The sequence below is a fragment of the Sorangium aterium genome (genome assembly GCF_028368935.1).
In the GTDB taxonomy this organism is placed as follows: Bacteria; Myxococcota_A; Polyangia; order Polyangiales; family Polyangiaceae; genus Sorangium; species Sorangium atrum.
Window position 1 is genome coordinate 697,858 of sequence record NZ_JAQNDK010000002.1, and the last position, 22,930, is coordinate 720,787.

Here is a 22,930-nt window from a genome sequence, read left to right on the forward strand (position 1 = left end):
GTCGAGCAGCGCCCGAGCGGGTGCTCTGACGTCCCCGGCGTGGAGCGACGCCCGAGCGCCGGTGCGGTAGGACGGTGGCCTGGCCATGAAGATCAGGACCGTCCGGTGATGGGCGCCCAGGTCACCCTGCTCGGCCTGGATTTCGGCTCCACGACGAGCTGCGCCGTGGCCGCCTCGGCGACGCTCACGCGCGCCGCGGGCAGCGGCCGGGTGGAGCTCGGTGCGCTGGAGGAGCGGTACCGATCGGAGATGGCGCTCACGCCCTTCGCCGGCGACGCGCTCGATCTCGACGCCGCGGCGGCGCTCCTCGATCGCTGGCTCGCCGAGGCGGGCGTGGCGCCCGGGGCCCTCTTCGGCGGCGGGGCGATCATCACCGGCCTCGCCGCGCGCCGGAGCAACGCCGACGCGCTCGCGGCGCTGATCCGCGCGCGCGTCGGCGAGGCGCTGCTCGCCGTCGCCGAGGACCCTTGCCTCGAGTCCTGGGTGGCTTTCATGGGCAGCGCCGCTCCCCTGTCGCGCGCGCGCCCCGGCGAGCCCCTCGTCAACCTGGACATCGGCGGCGGCACCACGAACATCGCGCTCGGCCTGGCCGGCGAGGTCCAGCGCACCGGCTGTCTTCTCGTGGGCGCGCGGCACGTCGCGCTCGACCCGCGCTCGCGCCGCCTCCGCGCGCTCTCGCCCGAGGCCCGCGCCGCCTTCGACCACCTCGGGCTCCGCCGCGGCCCGGGCGAGGTGCTCTCGCAGGCCGAGGCCGAGGCCGTCGTCGCCTTCTATGTGGATCTGCTCGAGGCGGCGATCACGGGGCGCGCCGGCGCCTTCGACGCGCCCGCGGCAGCGCGCCACGTGCAGGTGCCCTTCGCGCTGCCAGAGGGGATCGCGGCGCCCACCCTCACGTTCTCCGGGGGCGTTGGCGAGCTGATCTACGCCGGTCTGGCCGGGCGCCCCCTGCCCGAGCCGGCTCACCACGGCGATCTCGGCGTGGATCTCGCTCGCGCGATCCTCGCTTCACCTCGGCTGAGCGCGCGGGTGGCGACGCCGGCCAGCATGGGCCGGGCGACGGCGTATGGCCTGCTGCGCCACGCCACCCAGCTCTCCGGCGCGACGCTGTTCCTCCCGCGCCCCGGGCGCTTGCCCCTGCGCGACCTGCCCATCCTGGCGCGCCTCTCGCCGGTCTCTTCCGACGCCGAGCTCGATCACGCCGTGGACCTCTTCCGCCGGAGCACCTGCGGCGGCTCTCTGGAGATCGCCCTCGACGACGTCTCGGCGGCCACCCTCAAGCGCCTCGGCGCGCGCATCGCCGGAGCGCTGCGCCGGGCCGGACCGATCCCGGAGCACCCCCTCGTGCTGCTCACAGCGAAGAACGCGGGCAAGACGCTCGGGGGCTACGTGACCGGCTGGGGCGCGCTGCCGATCGACCTCCTCGTCATCGACGAGGTGCAGGCGCACGGCGCCCGGTTCGTCCAGGTCGGCCGCCTGTGCGATCAGATCCTGCCGGTCTCGTTCTACGGGATGACGCCATGACGTCGCTCGGCGAACCTTCCGTGAAGGGAGGAGCGCGACGTGAAGGAACCGACCCCGCTCGATCGGATCGAGGTCCCTCGCCCCCGGACCGACGTCGTCTATGCGGCCCGCCTGCCCGGCCCCGGCGGCTCGTTCCGCGGCCTGAAGCGGCTCCTCGGCGCCGCCGACTGCAGCAAGGCCGGCGATCGACACGCAGGCCTCGCGGCGAGCGACGACGCGGAACGGGAAGCCGCGCGGGAGCTGCTCGGCGAGCTGACCCTGGAGCACCTCCACGATCACCCGCTCACCGACGCGCGGGGCGAGATCGACGCGGTGATGCGCGTCAATTACGACATCGACCGCGACGCCTTCGCCCCGATCGCCTCGCTGCGCCTCGGCGAGCTCAAGGACCACCTGCTCCGCGCGACCGGCCTGGAGGTGGCGCGCCTCGGCCGCGCCCTCACCGGCGTCATGGCCGCTGCGCTCGCCAAGCTCTGCGACGTGCACGAGCTCGTGTACCTTGCCCGCAAGATCAGCCGTCCGACCCGCGCCCGCACGCTCCTCGGCGCCCCCGGCACGCTCGCCTCGCGCCTCCAGCCGAACCACCCCACCGACGATCTCCGGGGCATGACCCTGCTGATCTACTGGGGCCTTTCCATCGGCGCCGGCGACGCGCTGCTCGGCGTCAACCCCGCGGCCGGCACGGTGGAGACCACCGCCGCGATCCTCCGCCACCTCGACCGCATCCGCCGCGCGGCCGGCGTCCCCACGCAGATCTGCTGCCTGTCGCACCTCAAGGTGCAGCTCGCCGCGCTCGACCAGGGCGCGCCCGTGGAGATCCTCTTTCAGAGCCTGGCAGGCACCGAGTCGTGCTGTGTCACCGAGTTCGACGTCACCGTGGATCTCATCGACGAGGGCTATCGCCGCATGGCCGCGCGCGGCCCGCTCGCAGGCCAGGCCGAGCAGTTCATGTATTTCGAGACCGGCCAGGGCAGCGAGCTCACGTACGGCAAGCACGAGGGCATCGACATGGCCACGGCCGAGGCGCTCTGTTATGGCCTCGCCCGCCGCTGGGACCCGTTCATGCTCAACAACGTCACCGGGTTCATCGGCCCGGAGACGCACCTCGACGACCGCGAGATGATCCTCGCGAACCTCCAGGACCATTTCATGGGCAAGCTCCTCGGCGTGCCCATGGGCATGGCCCCTTGTTACACCCTCCACGCCCACGTCACGCTGGAGGGCCAGCAGATGGCGACGCAGCTCCTCACCGCGGCGGGCGCCAATTACTACATGGATGTCTGTCTCAACACCGATCGCATGCTCGCCTATTTCGACACGAGCGGGCACGATGTGCAGACCTTGCGGGAGCTCCACGGCCGCGCGCCCGGCGGCGAGTTCCTGGAGTGGGCCCTCGCGCGGGGCATCCTGGCGCGCGCGGGGGAGGGGCAGGGCGAGGCGGGCGCGATCACCCGCGGGCCGCGCTTCGGCGACGTGCGGCAGTTCTGCCCGGACGAGGCCGAGCTCGCCGAGCTGCTCGCGGCCACGCCCGCCGCCCACGGCTTCGCCACCGCCGGTCCGCGCCCGGCCAACGCGGTGAGCCGCCGCGGTCGCCGCGACGAGGCCATCGCGCGGTCGGCGCTCGCCACCGAGCTGCGCGAGGGCGAGCTGGCCCGCGTCGCCGCGTTCCGCCTCATCTCCACGACGGCGGCCAGCAAGGGAGAGCACCTCGGCTCCGCGGACGCGGGGGCGCGCCTCTCCGCGGAGAGCGCCGCCCGGCTCGCGCCGGAGGAGGCCGAGGTGCAGATCGTTGTGTCGGACGGCCTGAGCGCCGAGGCCGTCCACCGCAACCTCCCTGACCTGCTCCCGGTCCTGCTGGACGGCCTGGGGGCGCGCGGCGTGACCGTCGGCCAGCCGCTGCTCGCGCGTTATGGCCGGGTGAAGCTCGCGGAGGCCGTCGCCGAGCGGCTCGCGGCGCGGCTGGTCGTCGTGCTGCTCGGCGAGCGCCCGGGGAGCGGCGAGCTGGCGTCGAGCAGCCTCTCGGCCTACCTCGCCTACCGCCTCCCGCCCGGCGCGGACCAGGAGGCGGCCGCCGCCTTCAGCGGCAATCCCGTGATCGGCTTCGAGTACACGGTGATCTCGAACATCCACGCTGGCGGGCTGCCCGCCGCGGAGGCCGGGGGCGTGATCGTCGAGAAGGCCGTGGCGGTGCTCGCCCACCGCGCGGCCGGCAACCGGCTGGAGGCGTCGCTCGCCGGCGGCGCTGCTTGAGCCCAGCGCGCAGGCCGGCTCGCCCTACCGCTGCCTTGGCAATAGCGAGCCAAGTGCTCGAATTCCCATCCTGGTGGTGCGCCGCAGCTGGAGCAGCTCCTCGACTCGGGCGTCAGGCGCCAGCCTGCCGAGGTGGGCGTCGCGTTCTCGGACAGGCAAACGTCCACTCACCAATTGTTCCATGATCTTGTGTCAGCGGCGGTCCTCCGAGCAGCGGAGCCTCGTGCGCTGGGCCCGGCGCAGGCGACGGCTACGTTCCTGGTGAACCCTGACCTGCCGATTTTGGTGCGTCACGCGCCGCGTGGGCGTGTCCTTCGAACGAACAGAGAGTAAAGAGAGGATCCTGGGATGCAAATCCGATGGATGACTTCGGTCCCGCTCAGCGTCCCGTCCGGACAAGCGCTTCAAGGACGTCCCGTTCGCCAACCTCGCTCCTGAGCTGGTCATGGGGCGCCGCCTCACCGCGCACACCCCCGGCAGGATGAGCGAGCCATGGAGGGCGTGACATCCAGACGAACGATCTGCGCGTGCTTTCTTGGACACACGATGCTCGGGACAACATGGCCAACACCACGAGAGGAGAGGGGCTCATGATGGTATCAACGTTGTCTACTTTCGCAGCGGTGGTCGCGACGCTGCTGTGCGCGCGGAGCGCGAGCGCCGCACAGTCGTGCGTGTTCTACGCCTCGGGTTCGATTTACTACAACACTTCTTCCGCGAGCGAAGATGTCTACGCCTACGGGCCGATCAGCTTCGTGTGGGAGCCGGCGACAGACAGCGTCCTGGGTGGCTACTATACGGAGCAGGTCGTCTATTACGATCCCGTGGAGACGTACTTCAACGACATCACCTCCGGCGTCATTCTCGGCTCGATGGACCCGACCCAGGACCCCGCGCTGGACATCTCGATCCCTTCGATGTCGTTCTCGTGCACCGTCCCGGTCAGCGATGACTTCTCGCTCGAGGACGGGACCATCACGGGGACAAGCTCTGCGGCGATCTTGCAGGGCTACCTGGACGGCCCTTTTCTGATCGAGGCGACCGGCACTGTCGTCTGCAACTGAGCTGAGCCAATCAGGTCGTGAGGTCGATCTCGGAAGCTGATGGGACGCGTGCATCGTAGTTCGCGCTGCTCGTGCACGCCCACGACCAGACCCGCCGCGCCGTGGCCTACCTGCGCTGGAACGAGAAAGACGCCGACACGATTGCACCGTCGGTCTACAAGGACCGCGGCGACCGCGGCGCGCCGCCCAGCGACACCGCGACCGAGCCCGAGGACGTCGCCGCGCCGCCCGGCGCGGCCGCGCCGGCCGCACCGGAGGCGGCGCCCGGGGGCGCGCCGCTCAGCGACCAACCCTGCGGGTCAGAAATCCCGCCAGAAAAACCGGTCGATGACGAGCGGTCGCTGGAAACAGTAGCGATTCTCGTGGCTTCCGCCTGTTTCGCCGCCGAGGGCGGCTCTGGTGTGGCCCAACGGGGCGCCCTCCGCCGTCGCGTCGCCCGCGGTGAAGGGCCCGCGGCATCACCGATCGGGGTCGGCGCCTGGCCTGGCGGCGCAGCGCCGCGGGATTCTCCTTCGCTCGCCGCCCTGTTGTCGGGCCCCTCGATGCGCTGCCGCCTGTTTCGGGATCGTGCCTGCGTGCCCGCACTCTGCCAGCCCAACGTTGAATTGACCTGCGGCGCGAAGCGCCGTCAGGTCCAATTCTGTGTTGGGCGGTGCCTGGTCGCGCATCATGGGATCAGACATCCCAGAGCCGCCTCTTGCCGGGCTGAGAGCCGCCGCTCGCCGCAGCAGCGGTCGTGGTCGCGCCGTACCTCTCCGCCATGGCGCCGCCAGGTCCCGCCGGCTTTCGTCCCGCAGAATTCCCCGCGGAGCACGAGCGGCCCGTGTTTCGCTCGCAGCCGCCGGGATGCTCACCCAAGCGGAGTCTCGGCCGCTGTCGGCGCGTCCAAGGACCTCGCGGCCAGCGCCGCACGCCTACGCGCCTCGCGAACCGCATCAGACCGTGTTGTATGGCCTTGTTCAGGAGCACCTCGCGACCTACGTCGCGCACGCAGCGCCCACGTACGCGGCCCCGCTCCCGAAGTACGTTGTCGCCGCCTTCGATGGCTACCTCGCCTGTGGCGATCTCGCGCGAGGTTTCATCCGATGTCACTGCGATGGCTGCGGTCACGATGTGCTCGTCGCCTTCTCATGCAAGCTCCGCGGCCCCTGCCCCAGCTGCGCCTCGCGCCGGATGTGCAATGAGGCGGCGACGCTCGTCGATCGTATCTTGCCCAACGTGCCCGTCAGGCAGTGGGTCATGTCGCTTCCGTTTGAGCTGCGTGCGCTTGCGGCCAAAAGGTCCGACGTCCTCGCGGCGATGGAGCGCATCTTCGCGGAGGAGATCGCCCGCGTGACCACGCGGCTCGCGAGCATCGCCGGCGCACGGACGGGCTCGGTCGGGTTCCCTCAGAGATTCGGCTCGAGCTTGAACGTTCACGTCCATTTTCACACGCTGGCAATCGACGGCGTTTTCGAGAAGACCGCCATGGGCGTGCGCTTCCGCGATGCGCCGCCGCCTTCAAAGGACGATGTCAGCGAGGTGGCGCGACGGGTGCGCGAGCGTGCGCTTCTTTGGCTACGGCGCCGCGGCTACCTTGACGAGCGCGCGGCCGAGGAGCGCAGCAACGAGACCATCGAGCCCTCCGCGCTCGATGCGTGTACCCAGCTCGCACTCGCAGGTGGAGCGTATCTTGCGCGGCCTTTCGAGCACAAGGACAGTCCCGACGCGGCTTTCGAGCGCCGAGAGCGACGCTTCTCCGCGGCGTGCGACGGGTTCGACGTGCATTGCGCGGTGCGCATCGCAGCGGATGACGATCAGGGGCGCGAGAGGCTCGTGCGGTACTGCTCCCGCCCGACCTTCGCACTCGATCGAATCGAGCTCCTGCCCGATGGGCGTATAGCGTACTTGCTGAAGACACCTCGGCGGGGACGCACTCACCGCGTCATGAGTCCAATGGAGTTCATGGCCCGGCTCGCGGCTTTGATTCCTCCGCCGAAGATCCCGCTTGTGAGATACCATGGCGTGTTCGCGCCTCGCTCGTCGTGGCGCTCTCTCGTGACACCCAAACCTCCGGCCCGCGCCGCGAAGTCTGAGCCGTGCGCGGGGCACGCGCCTCTGCCCGCCGCGCCCGCGCCCGCATCGCCCGCGCCCGCGTCGCCGTGCCCTCCGCCGGCGCTCTCAGCGAGGTCGCTCGCGCATGCCGAGCCCACGGTGCGAGTTGAGCCGACCCTGATCTCGGTCTTGCACTGGGGGCGGCTGCTCGAAGGGGAGTTGTTCGCAACGTCGCGCTACGTCGAGTGGGCCGTGCTCATGAAGCGTTCGTTCGGTTTCGATGCGCTCCGCTGCCCGAGATGCGAACGGAGGATGCGCGTGCTTTCCACGATCACCGACTCAGCGGTGGTGCGCCGCATCCTCGATCATCTGAACTTGCCCTCGCAGCCCCGAACGGCAGCACCCGCGCGCGATCCAACGTGGGAACCGATGGCGTTCGGGTTCGACGCGGCGTAGGTGGGCACCCGGCCCGAGCCCGTCATGGCGAACGCACGTCGCGGTCGTCGAGCCAGAGCTGCACCCAATGCACGGCGCGCGGGCCCTGCGACGGGGCGAGCGGGTGTTTGATGCGCGATAGACGGCTCGCCCGGCGCCGTTCCCGCGGGGCTTGACACAGGCGAGAGCTCTATCGTTTCCTATCCGCCGGGCTCCGACAAGGGCGCTCAGCGCTTGGCCATCGGCTACACGATCTTCGGCTCGTGTCGGATGCACGGAGTCAACCCGCTCGCCTGGGCGACAGACGTCATCGGCAAGTTGCAGGCGGGCTGGCCGCGCGACCGGTTGGACGAGCTGTTGCCCGACGCCTGGGCGCACTCGTCGCGCGCCGCTCCGAGCACCGGCGACGCCGACGCGATCTGAACAACGCGAGCGTCGGTCGGCGGCGCAGGCGGAGGCCGCCTCGCCGATCCCCCTTCAGGACCGCCTGTGCCCGTGCCGAGTCGTAGGCCGACACCGCCCCGCGCCCAGCATCGTCGACCCCGGCGAGAGCCGCAAGGGGCCGTGCACATGGCGATGGCCGGGTGGTTACTCCGAGCACTCCAGCACCCTCGGCTGCCGATGGGCCGACCTCCACGGTGCTGCGGGCTGTCTTCGCAGGCCCCGCCGCGCGAACGCGTCGAGCAGAGGCTCGGGTCGGTGCGGTCGGCATCATGGGTCCAGGCGCCCCGAGGGCTGCCTCATTCCATCTAGGGGGCCGCGTTCACTCTACAGCCTGCGGGCACGACGCCGAGCTGAGGACGCCGAGCTGAGCAGCGGAGTTGACGCCACACGGAAGATTGCCCGATTGAACTCAAGATTCCGCTCAGCTTCAACAGCGAACGGGATACCCCCCCTTAGCAATCGACGTCCGCACTTGCGTCTGGGACATTCTCACAATCAATGGCGGAATTGACGGTAAATAGTATTTGCAAACGGAATGCGTCGGCATAGAGTCTACTGAGGTCGTCCGGAGACGTCCTAGTGCAGTGGTCGCATCCGAACAAGAAAGGGAACGTATGTCGATCAAAGCAAAGCAGAGCGACACGGACCTCATCAAGGGCATGATTGGAAATTGGAGCGCCGTCGATGGGAGACCCAGTGAAACATTTAAACATATCTCGGAGCTTCTTGGCGACGGGACGTTTAGGGCCCATGGGACTCATGAGAAGGACGGAAAGATCAGGTTTTTGTAAACCATGGCGTCTGGTCGATCGATAACGGGGCACTCACTTATACCATCCAGGAATCGAACATTCCCGAGTGGCGTGGCCTCATGGTAAACCAGGATGTGGAGGCTTTGGGCGGGAGCAAATTAAACATTCGGAGCGCCAGCGGAGTCTTAGTCCAGGCCCAGTCCGTCATATGGCGTAGCGACGCCGAACGTATGCACCTTTTGGCGGGCGTACTGAACGCCTAACACCAATCAACGTGGGAACCGATGGCGTTCGGGTTCGACGCGGCGTAGGTGGGCACCCGGCCCGAGCCCGTCATGGCGAACGCACGTCGCGGTCGTCGAGCCAGAGCTGCACCCAATGCACGGCGCGCGGGCCCTGCGACGGGGCGAGCGGGTGTTTGATGCGCGATAGACGGCTCGCCCGGCGCCGTTCCCGCGGGGCTTGACACGGGCGAGAGCTCTATCGTTTCCTATCCGCATCGCCGGCGACCTGTTGGCGCAGCGGTACTTCAGCGAACACGCCGCGGCACAGGGCGGGATGGCACGGGTCTACCGCGCCCTCGATCGGCACACGGGCAAGCCGGTGGCGGAGAAGGTGCTCAACGCCGATCATGTCGACGCGCCGCGCTTCCGGCGCGAGGCCGCGCTCTTGGCCGAGCTGCTCGACCCGCGCATCGTCCGCTACGTCGACCACGGCGAGACGGCCGCCGGGGAGCCGTATTTGGTTATGGAGTGGCTCGACGGCGAGGACCTCGCCTCCCGGCTCAGGCGCGGGCCGGCGCTCGGCGTGGCGGGGAGCGTGCGCCTCGCGTGCCGCGCCGCCGGGGCGCTGGGCATCGCGCACGCCCGCGGCGTCGTGCACAGGGACGTCAAGCCGGGCAACCTCTTCCTGGTCAGCGGTCGCTCCGAGGAGGTGAAGGTCATCGACTTCGGCATCGCGCTCGTCACCACGGACCCGCAGCGGATGACTCGCACCGGCGTCGCGCTGGGCACGCTCGGGTACATGGCGCCCGAGCAGGTGCGTGGCGAGCGCGCCCTCTGCCCGCGGGTCGACGTCTTCGCGCTCGGCTGCGTCCTCTTCGAGTGCCTCACCGGGCGCCCGCCGTTCCCCGGCGATCTCGGCCTCTCGATCCTGGCCCGCATCCTGGTCGAGCAGGCGCCCCGCGTGGCGGCCATCGCCCCGGGGATCCCGCCGGCGCTCGATGATCTCGTGGCGCGCATGCTCGCCAAGGACGCCGCCGAGCGCCCGCGCGACGGACGGGAGGTGGCCGAGGCGCTCGCCGCGCTCGCCGATGTCGAGGCCGCGCCGGCGCGGACGGCGCCGGGCGCGGCCCTCACCCACGGGGAGCAGCGGGTGGTCTGCGTGCTGCTCGTCGAGCCGCGAACGGCGCCCACCGCCGACGTGAGCGCGCCGACGGTCCCCATGTCGAGCGAGCCCCGGGAGGCCGCGCCCCTCGCGGCCCTGGCCGAAGCGCACGGGGTGCGGCTCCACCCGGTCGCGGGCGGCGCGCTGGTCAGCACCCTCGCGCGGAGCAGCGCGGCCACGGATCAAGCCGCCCGCGCCGCCCGCTTCGCCCTCTCGCTGCGGGCAGCGCTGCCTCTGTCGCGCATCGTCCTGTGCACCGGCCAGTGCGCGGTCGGCGACCGGAGCCCGACCGGGGAGGTCATCGATCGGGCCGCGCGCCTCCTCACCCGCGCCCGGACGGGGGAGGCCGGCGCGCTCCTCCCGGTGCTCCTCGACGATCCCACGGCGGCGCTCCTCGCCGGCCATTTCGATACCCGCCCCGGTCCGCTCGCGATCGAGCTCCATGACGAGCGCGCGCCGGTCGACACCGCGCGCACGGTGCTCGGCCGGGCCACCCCCTTCGTCGGCCGCGAGCGGGAGCTCGCAATGCTCGAGGCCATCGTCGCCGAGGCGCGTTCCGAGGAGACGGTGCGCGCCGTGCTCGTGACGGCCCCCCCCCTGGGGCGGGCAAGTCGCGCCTCCGCCGCGAGCTCTCGCGGCGGCTCCACGCCCGCGGCGAACCGCACGAGATCTGGCTCGGCCGCGGCGATCCCATGCGCGCCGGCGCGCCCTTGGCGATGCTCGCCGACGCCATCCGGAACGTTGCGGAGCTCTCGCGCGAGGAGCCGCTCGAGGCGCGCCGGCGCCGGCTCCTCGCCCGCGTGTCCCGGAGGATCGCGCCCGGGGACGCGCGCCGCGTCGCGGAGTTCCTCGGCGAGGTGACGGACGTGCCCTTCCCGCCGAGCGTGGAGCTCGCCGCGGCGCGCGGCGATCCGCAGCTCATGAACGACCAGGTGACGCGCGCCTTCCGGGATCTGCTCGCGGCCGAGACCGAGGCGGCGCTGGTGCTGCTCGTCCTCGAGGACCTGCACTGGGGCGACCTGCCGAGCGTGAAGCTCGTCGACGCCATCCTCCGCGGCCTTTCCGATCGCCCGCTCGTGGTCCTCGCGCTCGCCCGGCCCGAGATCGCCGAGCGGTACCCGCGCCTGTGGTCCGAGCGGGCCCTCGTGGAGGTGCGCCTCGGGGAGCTGCCGCGGCGGGCCGGCGAGCGGCTGGTGCGCGCGGTGGCCGGCGGCGGGATCTCGGACGAGGCCGTCGCCCGTATCGTGGTGCGGGCGGCGGGCAACGTGCTCTACCTGGAGGAGCTCGTCCGGGCCGAGCTGAGCGGCCGGGGCGACGTCCTGCCGGAGACGGTGCTCGCCATGGTGCAGGCGCGGCTCTCGGCCTTCGGCGACGAGGCCCGCCGCGCCCTGCGCGCCGCGAGCGTCTTCGGCCTGGAGTTCCGGATCCCGGCGGTGGCCGCGCTGCTCGGCGCGCGCGTCGAGGACGTCGCCGCCCGCCTCGACGAGCTCTGCGAGCGCGAGGTCGTCCTTCGCCTGGGCCACGGCCAGGGCGAGGCCCACTTCGCCTTCGGCCACGCGCTCTTCCGCGAGGCCGCCTACGCCTCGCTCACGCCCGCAGATCGCGCGCTCGGCCACCGCCTGGCTGCTCTCGGCCGGGGAGCGCGACGCCCTTGTCCTGGCGGAGCACTACGAGCGGGGCGAGCTCCTCGCCGAGGCGGCTCGCTGTTATCGCCTCGCGGCCGAGCAGGCCTTCCGCGCGGGCGACCACGCCACGGCCCTCCTGCGCGCCGAGCGGGGCGTCGCGTGCGGCGCTGCCGGCGAGGATCTCGGGGCGCTGCGCTGCGTGCAGGCCGAGGTCCACGAGGTGCGGGACGAGCTCGCCGCCGCCGAGGTGCGCGCGCTCGAGGCCGTCGAGCTCCTCGCCGAGGGGACGGTGCTCTGGCTGCACGCCGCCGGGGTGCTGATCCAGGTCCGCAGCCTCGCTGGCCGCTTCAGCGACCTGATCGCCTGGCTCGATCGGCTCGGGCGCCGCGCGCCCGTGGACCGCGAGGCGGCCGAGGCGCTGGCGCGCGCGCTCCTCCGCGGCGCCACCCAGATGCTCAAGGCGGGCCGCCCGGACGTGGTCGACTCCGCGCTCGATCACGCGCACCTGCACATCGTGCCGCTCGCCGGCGGCGCGCCCCAGCTCGCCGCGCACCTCGAGTACGCGCGCGGCATGCGGCGCATGTACGACGGCGACCTGGCCGAGGCCTACGAAGCCTTCTCCGGTGCGGCTGGGCACTACGAGGCGATCGGCGACTGGCGCAGCGCCCTCAACAACCGCGCGAACGCGGCGCTCGCGCTGATCGAGCTCGGCGAGGACGCCGAGGCCGAGCTGCTGCTCCGCGACGCCCTCTCGCGCGCGGCGCGGATGGGGATGGATCTGATCGGGGCTTACGTGCGCCGGTACTTGGGGCGCGTCCTTTGCCAGCGCGGCGATCTCGCCGAGGCCCGGGCGCTCGCCGAGCGCGCGCTGGCCGAGATGGTAGGCCGGGACGGGCCTGGGATCGAGGGGCCCCTGCGTCAGTTGCTCGCCGAGACCCTCGCTGCGGCCGGCGATCTCGAACGTGCCCTCGCCGAGCTGAGCACGGCGCTCGGCCTGCTCGGCGACTTCCGAGCGCTGCGGATGGAGGCTCTCGGCGCCCAGGCCGACGTGCTGCTCCGCGCCGGGAGGGCGGCCGAGGCGGTCGCTGCGGCCCGCGAGGGCGCGCGCCTGCTCGACGCGGAGGGCGGCGGCATGGGCGAGCGGGAATCGCGGCTGCGCCTCGTGCTGGTCCTCGCCCTCGACGCTGCCGGCGAGGCGGAGGAAGCGCGCGCGGCGCTGGACGTCGCCGCTCGCTTCCTGCTCGCGCGCGCCGCCCGCATCCGCGATCCCCGCTTGCGCCGGAGCTTCCGCGAGCGCGTCCCCGAGAACGCTCGCACCCTCGCGCTCGCCCGCGATCGGCTCGGCTCCACGCCTCCTTCCTGAATCGGAGCGCGCCGTGTGGTACAGCGCGACCGCGCCGTTCTCCCACGCAGTGCCGGTCAACAGGCCACTCGGCAAGCGATGCGCCCAGCGCGTAGGCAAATCAAGCCGGAGCGCAGCGCGAGGAAGTGTAGCGCAGCAAACCGGCGTGAGCCGCACGAAGCTGTACCGCGACATGAAGAGCTCGCGTTGAGCTGGGTCCCGGCCCCCCTCAGTTTCTCGGCTTGTGCAACTCTTGCTCAAGTCGCGCGATACCTACCCGATTGCGACGCGCGCTGAGGGACTGAACCGAAGAGTACGTGCTTTTTTCGACACGGCATGATGGTTGCCAAGCCGGAACTGCCTGCCGGATCGTTGCGGGCAACTGGAGAAGTCATGTCGAGGAACTTCATTTCTTTTGTTTCACTCACGGTTCTTAGCAGCTTGGCCTTCACCGCCTGCGCTCCGGCCGACTCCGTGGACGACGACGGACGGGTCTCGGAGGCCCAGCAGTTTGCCCAGTGCGAGACCTGCGAGCCGCCGCCGCCCCCCGATGATGGTCCGCCGCCGCCCCCGCCGCCGCCCCCGGCGTGCAGCCAGACCTACTCCAACCCTGCTTCGCCCACGCCCTGGGCCAGCACCCCGTCGACGGCCCACAGCCAGGCGCACGACTATGCGCTGCGGGAGGGTTACCCGATGGGCTTCTGGAACTACCACCAGGCGACCTACGATCAGGGGCCCGTCCGCGGCACCTTCCTCATCACGGAAGCGGCATACGCCGGCTGGGAGGACGTCCCGAGCTCCGCGCTCGGCAATCCGAGCGTCAACGACATCCCCTCGATGATGCGCGCGGCGCACAGCTATGCCATCTCGCACGGCTACGCCGCGGGCATGCCGACGTTCCACTACGCCACGTACAACGGCGTGCCCGTCAAGGGCATCGTGTTCTTCCAGGCGGGAGCCGTCGAGTTCCGTGACCTGCCCGCCTGCGAGCTCGGCTATCCCAACGTGAACGACTACGGGCAGATGTTCCGCGGCGCGAACGACTACGCGGTCCGCAACGGCTACGGCGCCGCGTTCCCGACCTTCCACTATGCCAACTACGGCCAGGGCACCGTCTACGGGCTCATCCTCTTCAGGCCGGGTATGACCGCCTGGCGCGACGTGCGCGTCGCGGACTACGACACCAGCTGCGGTGGGAACAACCAGCACGCTTGCCGCAGGCAGTGCGACGAGGCGATGTCGTACTACGACTTCTGGGCCGACGTGTGCTACACTACGCCGCCTCCGCCGCCTCCGCCGCCCTGCGGCGACTACAACGAGCAGTGCTGCAACGGCGGATGCAACCACAGCACGCTCTTCTGCGGCGCGAGCAACACCTGCGAGCAGTACCCGTACTCGTCGAGCAACACCGTCTACGTGTCGCTGGCGCCAGCGAATCCGCAGACGCCGTTTCGCTACGAGAACAACAACGTCCCCAATCCGGCGCTCAACGGCACGGAGGCGGCGGTCGCGTGGGTGGAGAACACCAGCGGTTACAACCTCAATCTTCGGCACACGGATCGGTTCGGCAACACTGCCGTCCTCGCGATCGACGCCGGCAAAACCGCGGCCGTTCCCTTCACGGGCCTGACGGTCTCGGGTGGGTGGGGCGCCGACGTCGGCGGCTCGAGCTTCCCGCTGAGCATCACGTTCAAGGTCCGATACTGAGATCGCAGCGCCGCGGTTGGGCCGCGCCGACGAGGCCTCTGCTCGTATCACCGGCTTCGCCGCGTGCGACCAGCGCGCCGTCGCGTCACACCGGAAGGGAAGGCGGCCATCGATGCGCACTATCGGGCGCGGGTTGCGGCGATTCCAGAGATGAGAGAGGCATGGCACCAAGCAAACAACCGGCAGTACGTGTGGTTCGGCGCGTAGGCAAATCAAGCCGGATCGCAGCGCGAGGAAGTGTAGCGCAGCAAACCGAAAGGGTGGGACCGCGAGCGTCGTGATGGCTCGGTCCTGGGTCGAAAGAGCGTGGTCCGGGCGGCGCCGAGCGCGCTACGGGGCGCATCGGCGTGCCGTGGGCACACGTGTCCGTGCGGGCGTTGGTCTGGCCCGGGAGGCGCGTCGCGAGACGCTATGCGGCGTCACCGAGCGCCTTGCGGCGCAGAACGGTGCTTTTCCAGTACGGTGGCCCCCGGTTGGGACAGCGTGCTGAAACATCGGTCGGCTCGCCGCCGTCCATCGACTCGACGCCGCGCGGCTCTTCCGGCTGGCGCTCGAAAAGGGAGAGCCGGGCGCTCGCTCCAGAGGGACGCGCGAGGGAGCGCTCTACTGCGGCTACAGCTCCCCTGCCGGGCTCCTCAACGCCCGCCGACGCGTAACCGTCCAGTTGGCGACGCCTTGGGCGTCGGCGTGATCCCGGGAACCCTGGCTGGCCGGAGGCGAGCATGGGTCAGCACCGAGAGCAGCAATTCTGGGAGCAGTTGGTGGCGGAGGTAGAGGGCGGCGCGACGCAGGCCGAGATCGCGCGGCGCTACGGGGTCAGCGTGTCCAATTTGGCGTGGTGGGCGCGGCGACTGCCGTCCCAACGAGCCGCGTTGGCGCGGAGCTAGCTACCCGCCTTCCGACGGCGGCGCCGCGGAAGTGTTCCGATACGTTGCGGAAGAGCTCTCCGCACGTCGATTGCGTGAAGGGACCAGGCCGCACGCAGCGTTGGTTCCTGACGTCGACGGGGCTCGCAAGGCTGAACAACATGCTCGGCGTGGCCACGGGGAGCGCCGGCGCACGCCCTCGCGCTTGCCTCCCCGGCACAGGCCTGCTGGTTGCCGACAACACTTTGCCGGAGGCCGCCGGGGCGGTTCGGCACGCAACCACTGCGCACGGGCGATCTCAGGAGAGCCCGCGGGCGCTGGCGAGCGGCAAAGCTCCGGCAACGAGTCGACCCGAGCGGCGGGCTCGACGTTCGGCCCATGCTTGCTCACCCCTCCGGCGCCACCGGCAGCTCGAGCAGCCGACCGATCGCCTCGTGAACGACCCGGGCCGCCATCTCATCCCCGAGGGCGACGGCGCGGCTCAGGGCGCTGGCGAGCGAGGCGACCACGGCTTCCCGAGGCGACGGCCCGGTCACGGCGAGCTCCCCAGGCCGGAGGCTTGACGCTTGGGCCCGGGTTGGGCCCACGCCTTCCGACGATGAGGCAGCCCTGAGGTCAAGGGCTTGAGCGCTCTCTTTGCGCGGCTGGCGGGCTTCGGCTCGGCAGCGGCGGCGCTCAGCGTCGTCAGTGCAGGTCGCTTCGGCATGGATGTCTCCCTTCGCCCTGGTCGGGCGTCGTTCCGCTTATGCTTGAGCGCCTCGTCGCGTCCGCAGGAGCGAGCTGTGGCTCGATCGACGATCCGCATTCACAGGCCGGCGGTCGCCCTGGTGGCCTGGATGCACACGGGGGTCCGAAACGGGACCGTGGAGGCGCATTCTAGGGGACGGCATGTTCGACCCACAGGCCGATCACCCGGAAGGCGTCCGCGCTCATCCACGTGGCCCTCTTTCGCGCTCCCAGCGTGACGCGCTCGTGGCGCACGTTCCCGTCGGGGGAAAGTCAGTGCATCGAGGCCCTCCTTGAGGTCGAGACCGGCCTCGAGCGAGCCGTTGCCCGAGTGGCGCCGAGTCCCTTGTCGATCGAGCGCTGCCGGCGGCGCGCCTTGACCGAGGCCTCCTTCATGCTTTGCGCCTGCTGCTCGATTGACTGTGCTTGCTGCCGCAGGCCCTTGGCCGAAGCGACTGCTGCGCTCTGCGCATCGTAGACCGTGCCGTCGCGCCACATGGCCCACAGCACACCCGACAACCGCCGCGCCAGCGCCACGACCGCGACGTGGCGACCCCGGCGCTCGTCGATGGCGTTTGCCCATTGGCGCAGCGGGTCGTCGCCGCTCTTGTGCCGCAGGATCGTGTGCGCAGCCTGCGTCAGCAGCACGCGCAGATAGGCGTTGCCTTGCTTGGTGATCGCGCCCAGCCGCTGCTTGTTGCGTCCCCCGGAGGTGTCCTCCGAGGGGACCAAGCCCAGGTAGGAGGCGAGCTGGTGGGCGTGGTGAAAGCGCTTGGCTTCGTCCACCACCGAGACGAATGCGGCGGCGATGACCAGCCCCACGCCGGGTGCCGTGGTCAGCCGCACGATCACCGGCTCGTGGGTGCACAGCTGCTCGAGCGCGGCATCGGCCAGCGCGATCTGAGGGGTGAGCATCTCCAGCGCTGTCACCAGGGGTCCAACGAGCTGGCGAGTCTCGGCCGGCAAGGCTGCCGCGCTCAGCACCGTGAGGAATCCCTCGGTGGTGCACCTCGCGAGCTTGTGTCCGCAAGCGCGCAGGATGCCGCGCACGGTGGTGACGTACTGGGCCCGCGTCTCGACCAACGCGCGCCGGACAGCCAGCTGGTGGCGAATGGCCCGCCGGTGAGGCGACAGCACGTGAGCGAGTGGAATACCCCCGCGCTCGACGGCGTGCGCTAACGCCTCGGCATCAAGGCGGTCATTCTTGCGGCCGTGCTGGCCGATGCCGAGCTGACGAGCTCGCGTGGTGTCGACGACCAGCACGTCGTGACCCCAGTTGCGCAGCGTGTCGTGCACCGCCCAGGCCTCGCGGCAGGCCTCGATCGCCACCCGGGCCGGCGAGGACGACGGGCCGAGGAGATCCTCGAGCGAATCGAGCGAGCGGACCGTGCGTCGCAACACCACGGCCCCGCCCGCCACCTCGCAGAAGGAGATCTCATGGACCCCCAGATCCAGCGCTACACTTCGCATGGCTGACCTCTCCTGGACCCCCGTCGTCTGCGTCTTCGAACGCGTGGGGGTGCCCGCAGGCAACCCTGCAGGCGAGAGGTCAGCCACATTGCTCGCTGCTCCGAGCGGCTCTTTCTTGCGCGCTCCTCTCCGGAGCCTGGAGCCCCCGCCGGAGGCCTCCGTCCGCCCATCGCCCGCAGCTTTGTCCGGCTGGAGCGCGCAGGGGGAGTCAAGGGCGGCGGAGCCGGCGAGCTCCGCTCGCGAACCCTTGACGCCTCCGAGCACTCCAGCACGCTTTGCTGCTGCCGATGGGCCGACCTCCACGGTACTGCGGGCTGTCTTCGCAGGCCCCGCCGCGCGAACGCGTCGTGCAGAGGCTCGGGTCGGTGCAGTTGGCATCATGGGTCCAGGCGCCCCGTGGGCTGCCTCATCCCATCTAGGGGCTGCGATCCGTCATCACGCCCTCCCAAAATCCCGGGGCATCCGACGGATCGCGACGGTTCGCCCCCGCGGAATCGTCCCGCCAGAGAAACCGGTGGATGACGAGCGGTCGCCGGAAACAGTAGCAATTGGGATAGCTATGCGCCGCCGCCAGCCGCTCCGGATGGACGGCGGCGTAGCGCCAGGTTCCGCAGCCACCCATGCTCGGACCGGTGAGATAGACGCGGTCGCGATCGATGTCGTGTGTAGCGAGCAGGTAGTCGAGGAGGGCGTCGATCTTGGCCGCGTCCCATTCGCCGGGCGATTGCGGCGCCGCGATCAGCACGCCCGCGTCGACGAGCGGAGACGACGAGCCGAGCAGGCGCGCACGCGCCACATAACGCAGCGGCGGCAGGCGGTGGATGATGGAGCGCGGGTGACTGCCGTCACCGCGGCTGCTCCCGCCGTGCAGCACGAGCAGGAGCGGGCGCGGGCGCGGCCCCGGGTCCGGCGGCACGTACTCGACATATCCGTAGGGCGACGCCGTCGACCCGGGGGGATGCGCCTCCATCATCAGGGCAGGGATCACGTAGCGCAGCGCGAGCAGCACGAGCCCCGTCGCCGCGACGACGGCCTGCGCAGCCCTCCTCGCGCGGCGAGCCCAACGCGGTCCTGACACGCCGCCGAGCCTACCGTGCGCCGAGCATGGCGTCCATGAGGGGGCCGCGACGTTCGTGGGCAGCACAGCGTGGGCCCGCCTGCGCTGGCGCCGAGGCGGGGCTGGGACAACGGGGCTTTAGTACTACAGTTGTACTTACGGCGGACGAGCGCCACGGCGCGGGTAGTGACAGCGGCACGCCAGCGCCTGATGATGCCGCCGCCACGAGAGCACCGATCACGTTGGAGTCCCGAAGAAATCAACAGAAGGGAAGAGAAACCGCAAGGGCGCGAGGGGCGCAAGGGGAAGACAAAGGCTATCTCGCCTCTGGTCCCTTGAGCCCCTCGCGCCCTTGCGGTTTTTCTCTTTCCCGCATTCCTTGCCCTTGGAGCTTGTTTTCCGGCAGAACGGCCGGGCTTCGCAACTCATTGAATTCAGGCAAATTTCAACCTGTTCGGTGCTCTCGAGGTAGGCGGCGACGTGGGAAAGCGCCTCGGCGGTCGGGGCCGGGGTCGGCGCGGGCTGGAGGGGAGGCGACGGCGGCGGCTGCGGCGGCGGCGGTGGCGGGATCTGGCCCTGGGCGTGGCCGCTGGCCTGGCCCTGCGCGCCGGCGCCGGCGTTGCCACCCGCGTTGCCCCCGGCGCTGCCCTGCGCGGGCCTGGGTGGAGGGCAGTTGGTGCCCCAGCAGAGCTGCGCGCGGGCTTCGGGCGCAGCCGCGAGGAGCGCCGCCACGGCGGCGGCAGAGAAGAGCCTGGCGCGGAGGCGCCGAAGAGAAGAAGAAGGCGTGGTGTTCATGAGGTTCAGCGAGGAAGAACGCGTCTGCTTCATGAATACGCTGCCGACCGCGGAAGCTTACCTCGAAGCCGCCGCCGCTTCGCCGGCCGCGAGGTCCCGGTCGGCCCGGGCGAGGTGCGAGGCGGTGGTCACGGCAGGATCGCGATGCGCCGAGGTGGGCGTCGGGCGCAGCTGCGGCCGAGCGCGCTCGCTTCGCCCCACCTCTCCGCCTCGAGCGTGCCAAGGTCTGGACGACGACGTGAGTGAGCGCTCCGTCCCGGAGCTCCTCCAGCCGACGAGGGCGGCGACCTCAGCCAGTCTCGATGCCTCTCAGGTAGGCGCAAAACATGTCGGCCATGGCGTTGGCGTAGGCCTCGATCTCTGCGGGGGTTCGAGGACTTTCCGAGAAGTGCTTCCCCACCGCGCTCAGCGTCGATGTGATCAGGTCGCCGGCCAAAGCACGCGTCGCTTCGGATACGTTGGGTAGCGCCTCCTGCATGAAGACCTGGATCGTGCGGTCTCCCGACGCCCTCGCCTCCTGTGCCTCGGGCGCATCGCGATAGAGCGGGGCGGCGTCATTGAGGGCCACGCGCGCCTCGGCCTCCTCACATTCGGAGCGGATGAAGGCGTGGACCAGGGTGCGCAGTCGTTCAAGCGGAGGTCTCTCGACGTCCTCGAGGATGACGCGCAGCAGCTCGGTCGTGTCCCGCCATTCGTCGCTCTGGAGCCGGAACAGGAGCGCCGCCTTGTTCGGGAAGTACTGATAGAGCGACCCGACGCTGACGCCAGCCTTCTCGGCCACCCGCGCCATGGTGAAGCGCTGCGCCCCTTCCTTCGCCAGAACCTGAACTGCGGCCTCCAGAACCGCGGCGACGAGTCCGGTCGAGCGAGCCTGCTTGGGCTGTTTTCTCGAGGAAATTTGGGGGCTTCGTCGGTCGGGCATGGCGGGCGGACCCAATGCGAATCGCGAACCTGACTGATTAGTCGTATTTCTACTCAGGCGCAAGGACGCGCTGACCCCAATCGGAGACCTACATGACCACCCCGCTCGCGCCCCTGCGATCGATGCTGCGCTCCGGCGTCTTCGCGCCGACTACATCGAGCGCGATGCCGCCGCCGTACCCGACGTGGCACCAACTGCAATTCGCGTCGCGAAGCCCGCGCCCGGCGTGGACGCGTGGGATGCCGTCGAACTCGGATGAACCGGGAAACTGAAGCACAAACAAGGAGAAGGAATCATGCGCGTCTTCATTACAGGAGCCTCTGGATTCGTCGGGTCCGCGGTCGTTCGCGAGTTCATTTCGGCTGGCCACGACGTCGTGGGGCTTGCTCGTTCGGACTCCGCGGCGAAGGTCATCGCCGACACCGGCGCCGTCGTGTACCGCGGGGACCTCGAGAGGGTTGAGAGCCTGGAGCGCGGCGCCTCCGAGGCCGACGCCATCATCCACACCGGATTCAATCATGACTTCTCGAAGTTCAAGGCGAGCTGCGAGGCCGATCGGAAGGTGATCGATGCGCTCGGGTCGGCGCTCGCTCGCTCGGAGCGACCGCTGATCGTCACGTCGGCGATCGGCGTGCTTCCCCCTGGAAGCGTCGTCACTGAACAGACCATGCCACTCTCGCCGAGCCCCAATCCGCGCGCAGCGACCGAAGAGGCGGTGCGCGCGCTGATCGACCGTGGGGTGAACGTCTCCGTCGTCCGCCTCCCGCCGTCGACGCACGGCGAAGGTGACCACGGCTTCGTTCCGATGTTGATCAAGATCGCCCGCGACCAAGGGGCCTCAGCCTACATCGGCGAGGGGCTCAATCGATGGCCGGCCGTGCATCGGTTCGACGCGGCGAAGGTCTACCGCCTCGCGGCCGAGCGGGCGACGCGGGGGGTCTACTACCACGCGGTCGCGGAGGAGGGCGTGCCGTTCCGACAGATCGCGGAGGTTATCGGCCGACGCTTGAAGGTGCCCGTCGTCTCCAGGAGCCAGGACGAGGCCGCCGCTCACTTCACCTCGTTCTTCGCGCATTTCGTCGCGATGAACGTGACGGCATCGAGCAAGCAGACGCAGGAACAGCTGCAGTGGCGACCGACGCTGCCGGGCCTGATCGCGGATCTCGACCGGCCTCACTACTTCGCGTGAGGGCTCATGACGAACGTGATGATCGACGACCTCGTTCGATGCAACATGACGAATCAGTCGCACTCTGATCTTGTGACGCGAAAGGCTCGACTTCAGGCCGAAGACGTTTCGCGCCTGCGGAGGACACGATGAATCTCCAGTTCAGGATGAAATTTAACCACATGAGCTTCCCCACCGTGGACGTCACGACGGAGGCGAAGTTCTTCGAGGAGCATTTCGGCGCGACGATCGAGTTCGTCGACACCGCCACCGGAAACGCTCTCCTGAAGCACGGGGGGACCGACATCGTACTGGAAGCCATGAAGGACGCGGTCCCTTGGCACAGGGACTTCCACTTCGGGTTCGAGCTCGAGACCAAGCGCGAAGTCGACGCTCTCCACGAGGAATTGAAGCGCGTTGGCGTGAAGCTCGAAACCGAAGTGTTCAACCGAGTGGGACGCGGCTCGCGTTTCTTCGGACGGACGCCGGGCGGCGTTCAGTTCGAGATCAACACGCGGGAAGACATGGATTCGAAATGGGACGCTAACAAGAAGTGAAATGGACCCCCGCGTACTTCACGGTGTGGATCCTTCCCGCCCTTGACGTCGCGAACGAGGAGCTCGTGGCGCTCCAGGTCGAGGTCCTTCACGCCGCGCCGGCCCCCCCGCCGGCCCTCAGCCGAAGGCCTCGGTGACGATCCGGCCGACCTCGGCGTGCGCGGCGTTCCGCGCGTCGGCGCTCGCCGACGGCGCCTTGATGAAGCTCGCGATGACGATCGGCGCGCGCGACGGAGGCCATGCGACGGCGACGTCGTTCGCGGCGCCGTTCTCGCCCGTCCCGGTCTTGTCGCCGACGACCCAGTCTTTCGGCAGGCCCGCCCGGAGACGGGCGAGGCCGGTGGTCGACCGGACCATCCACCCCACGAGGCGCGCGCGCGAAGGCGCGTAGGTAAAAGAAGCCGGATCGCAGCGCGAGCGCGTAGGTAAAAGAAGCCGGATCGCAGCGCGAAGAAGTGTAGCGCAGCAAATTGAAAGGGTGGGACCGCGAGCGTCGTGATGGCTCGGTCCTGGGTCGAAAGAGCGTGGTCCGGGCGGCGCCGAGCGCGCTACGGGGCGCATCGGCGTGCCGTGGGCACACGAGTCCGCCCGGGCGTTGGTCTGGCCCGGGAGGCGCGTCGCGAGACGCTATGCGGCGTCACCGGGCGCCTTGCGGCGCAGAACGGTGCTCTTCCAGTACGGCGGTTGCCGCGTCGGCGCTGGGAGAGCGTGCTGGAACATCGGTCGGCTCGCCGAGCGCGGAGAGAAAGCGGGTGATGTTCCTTGGCTCGGTCACCAGGGCGACGAGCTTCACCCGCCCCTTGCAAGCT

At 70.1% G+C, this 22,930-nt stretch carries 15 protein-coding genes and 4 pseudogenes; 12 read left to right on the plus strand and 7 right to left on the minus strand.

Translation table 11 applies throughout. From position 1 onward, the window contains the following. The first annotated feature begins 108 nt into the window (after positions 1-108). From POL72_RS17565 to POL72_RS51750, 8 genes and pseudogenes are all read left to right on the plus strand, one after another. Positions 109-1,521, plus strand: a complete 1,413-nt coding sequence (locus POL72_RS17565; protein ID WP_272096549.1) for an ethanolamine ammonia-lyase reactivating factor EutA — start codon at positions 109-111, stop codon at positions 1,519-1,521. A gap of 39 nt (positions 1,522-1,560) precedes the next feature. Beyond that, positions 1,561-3,771 carry an ethanolamine ammonia-lyase subunit EutB gene (eutB, locus tag POL72_RS17570; protein WP_272096550.1) on the plus strand — a complete coding sequence of 737 codons (2,211 nt, stop codon included), beginning with the start codon at positions 1,561-1,563 and terminating at the stop codon, positions 3,769-3,771. A gap of 590 nt (positions 3,772-4,361) precedes the next feature. Then, on the plus strand, positions 4,362-4,835 hold the full coding sequence (locus tag POL72_RS17575) for a hypothetical protein (protein WP_272096551.1): 474 nt from the start codon (positions 4,362-4,364) through the stop codon (positions 4,833-4,835). Positions 4,836-5,681: 846 nt separating this feature from the next. Then, positions 5,682-6,071 (plus strand): annotated as a pseudogene (locus POL72_RS51740) (transposase zinc-binding domain-containing protein); the annotation flags it as partial. Between the two features lie 3 nt (positions 6,072-6,074). Next, on the plus strand, positions 6,075-7,325 hold the full coding sequence (locus tag POL72_RS17580; RefSeq protein WP_272096552.1) for a transposase: 1,251 nt from the start codon (positions 6,075-6,077) through the stop codon (positions 7,323-7,325). Between the two features lie 189 nt (positions 7,326-7,514). Next, positions 7,515-7,727: pseudogene (locus POL72_RS17585) on the plus strand (transposase domain-containing protein); the annotation flags it as partial. 1,331 nt (positions 7,728-9,058) lie between these two features. Then, a pseudogene (locus POL72_RS51745) lies at positions 9,059-9,760 on the plus strand (serine/threonine-protein kinase); the annotation flags it as partial. Positions 9,761-10,539: 779 nt separating this feature from the next. Then, a pseudogene (locus POL72_RS51750) lies at positions 10,540-10,908 on the plus strand (hypothetical protein); the annotation flags it as partial. Positions 10,909-11,473: 565 nt separating this feature from the next. Here the strand turns inward: POL72_RS51750 and POL72_RS17595 are convergent. Further along, a complete protein-coding gene (locus POL72_RS17595) occupies positions 11,474-11,728 on the minus strand; it encodes a hypothetical protein (RefSeq protein ID WP_272096555.1) in 255 nt (84 codons plus the stop codon). On the opposite strand from POL72_RS17595, the gene POL72_RS17600 reads away from it, so the two are divergent. Together POL72_RS17600 and POL72_RS17605 are read left to right on the plus strand one after the other, a co-directional pair. After that, the gene (locus tag POL72_RS17600; RefSeq protein ID WP_272096556.1) at positions 11,711-12,874 is read left to right on the plus strand and encodes a hypothetical protein; all 1,164 of its coding nucleotides are present in this window, start codon (positions 11,711-11,713) and stop codon (positions 12,872-12,874) included. The genes POL72_RS17595 and POL72_RS17600 overlap by 18 nt on opposite strands. 420 nt (positions 12,875-13,294) lie before the next feature. Next, entirely contained in the window at positions 13,295-14,560 is a 1,266-nt protein-coding gene (locus POL72_RS17605; protein WP_272096557.1) for a hypothetical protein, read from the plus strand. 1,252 nt (positions 14,561-15,812) lie between these two features. Here POL72_RS17605 and POL72_RS17610 read toward each other — a convergent pair. The 4 genes from POL72_RS17610 to POL72_RS17625 form a co-directional block, all read right to left on the minus strand. After that, the gene (locus tag POL72_RS17610) at positions 15,813-15,962 is read right to left on the minus strand and encodes a hypothetical protein (protein WP_272096558.1); all 150 of its coding nucleotides are present in this window, start codon (positions 15,960-15,962) and stop codon (positions 15,813-15,815) included. 463 nt (positions 15,963-16,425) lie between these two features. Continuing rightward, complete coding sequence (locus tag POL72_RS17615) at positions 16,426-17,622, minus strand: IS110 family RNA-guided transposase (RefSeq protein WP_272096559.1); 1,197 nt, start codon at positions 17,620-17,622, stop codon at positions 16,426-16,428. Between the two features lie 415 nt (positions 17,623-18,037). Next, complete coding sequence (locus POL72_RS17620; protein ID WP_272096560.1) at positions 18,038-18,631, minus strand: hypothetical protein; 594 nt, start codon at positions 18,629-18,631, stop codon at positions 18,038-18,040. 1,132 nt (positions 18,632-19,763) lie between these two features. Continuing rightward, positions 19,764-20,396, minus strand: coding sequence for a TetR/AcrR family transcriptional regulator (locus POL72_RS17625; RefSeq protein WP_272096561.1), 633 nt, complete (start codon positions 20,394-20,396; stop codon positions 19,764-19,766). A gap of 295 nt (positions 20,397-20,691) precedes the next feature. Here POL72_RS17625 and POL72_RS17630 point away from each other — a divergent pair, with 295 nt between their 5' ends. Continuing rightward, complete coding sequence (locus POL72_RS17630) at positions 20,692-21,585, plus strand: SDR family oxidoreductase (protein ID WP_272096562.1); 894 nt, start codon at positions 20,692-20,694, stop codon at positions 21,583-21,585. Positions 21,586-21,713: 128 nt separating this feature from the next. Beyond that, positions 21,714-22,121: a VOC family protein gene (locus POL72_RS17635; RefSeq protein ID WP_272096563.1), complete on the plus strand. Its 408-nt coding sequence runs from the start codon at positions 21,714-21,716 to the stop codon at positions 22,119-22,121. Between the two features lie 117 nt (positions 22,122-22,238). Here POL72_RS17635 and POL72_RS50960 read toward each other — a convergent pair whose 3' ends face one another. Both POL72_RS50960 and POL72_RS17645 read right to left on the minus strand, forming a co-directional pair. Further along, positions 22,239-22,682, minus strand: coding sequence for a serine hydrolase (locus tag POL72_RS50960; protein ID WP_307730598.1), 444 nt, complete (start codon positions 22,680-22,682; stop codon positions 22,239-22,241). Positions 22,683-22,758: 76 nt separating this feature from the next. After that, positions 22,759-22,914, minus strand: a complete 156-nt coding sequence (locus POL72_RS17645) for a hypothetical protein (RefSeq protein ID WP_272096565.1) — start codon at positions 22,912-22,914, stop codon at positions 22,759-22,761. Positions 22,915-22,930 lie beyond the last annotated feature (16 nt).

Coding starts and splice junctions, on each gene's coding strand:
- POL72_RS17565 (WP_272096549.1), top strand. CDS start 109: ATGGGCGCCCAGGTCACCCTGCTCGGCCTGGATTTCGGCTCCACGACG.
- POL72_RS17575 (WP_272096551.1), top strand. CDS start 4,362: ATGATGGTATCAACGTTGTCTACTTTCGCAGCGGTGGTCGCGACGCTG.
- POL72_RS17580 (WP_272096552.1), top strand. CDS start 6,075: ATGTCGCTTCCGTTTGAGCTGCGTGCGCTTGCGGCCAAAAGGTCCGAC.
- POL72_RS17615 (WP_272096559.1), bottom strand. CDS start 17,622: ATGCGAAGTGTAGCGCTGGATCTGGGGGTCCATGAGATCTCCTTCTGC.
- POL72_RS17625 (WP_272096561.1), bottom strand. CDS start 20,396: ATGCCCGACCGACGAAGCCCCCAAATTTCCTCGAGAAAACAGCCCAAG.
- POL72_RS17630 (WP_272096562.1), top strand. CDS start 20,692: ATGCGCGTCTTCATTACAGGAGCCTCTGGATTCGTCGGGTCCGCGGTC.
- POL72_RS17635 (WP_272096563.1), top strand. CDS start 21,714: ATGAATCTCCAGTTCAGGATGAAATTTAACCACATGAGCTTCCCCACC.
- POL72_RS50960 (WP_307730598.1), bottom strand. CDS start 22,682: ATGCGCCCCGTAGCGCGCTCGGCGCCGCCCGGACCACGCTCTTTCGAC.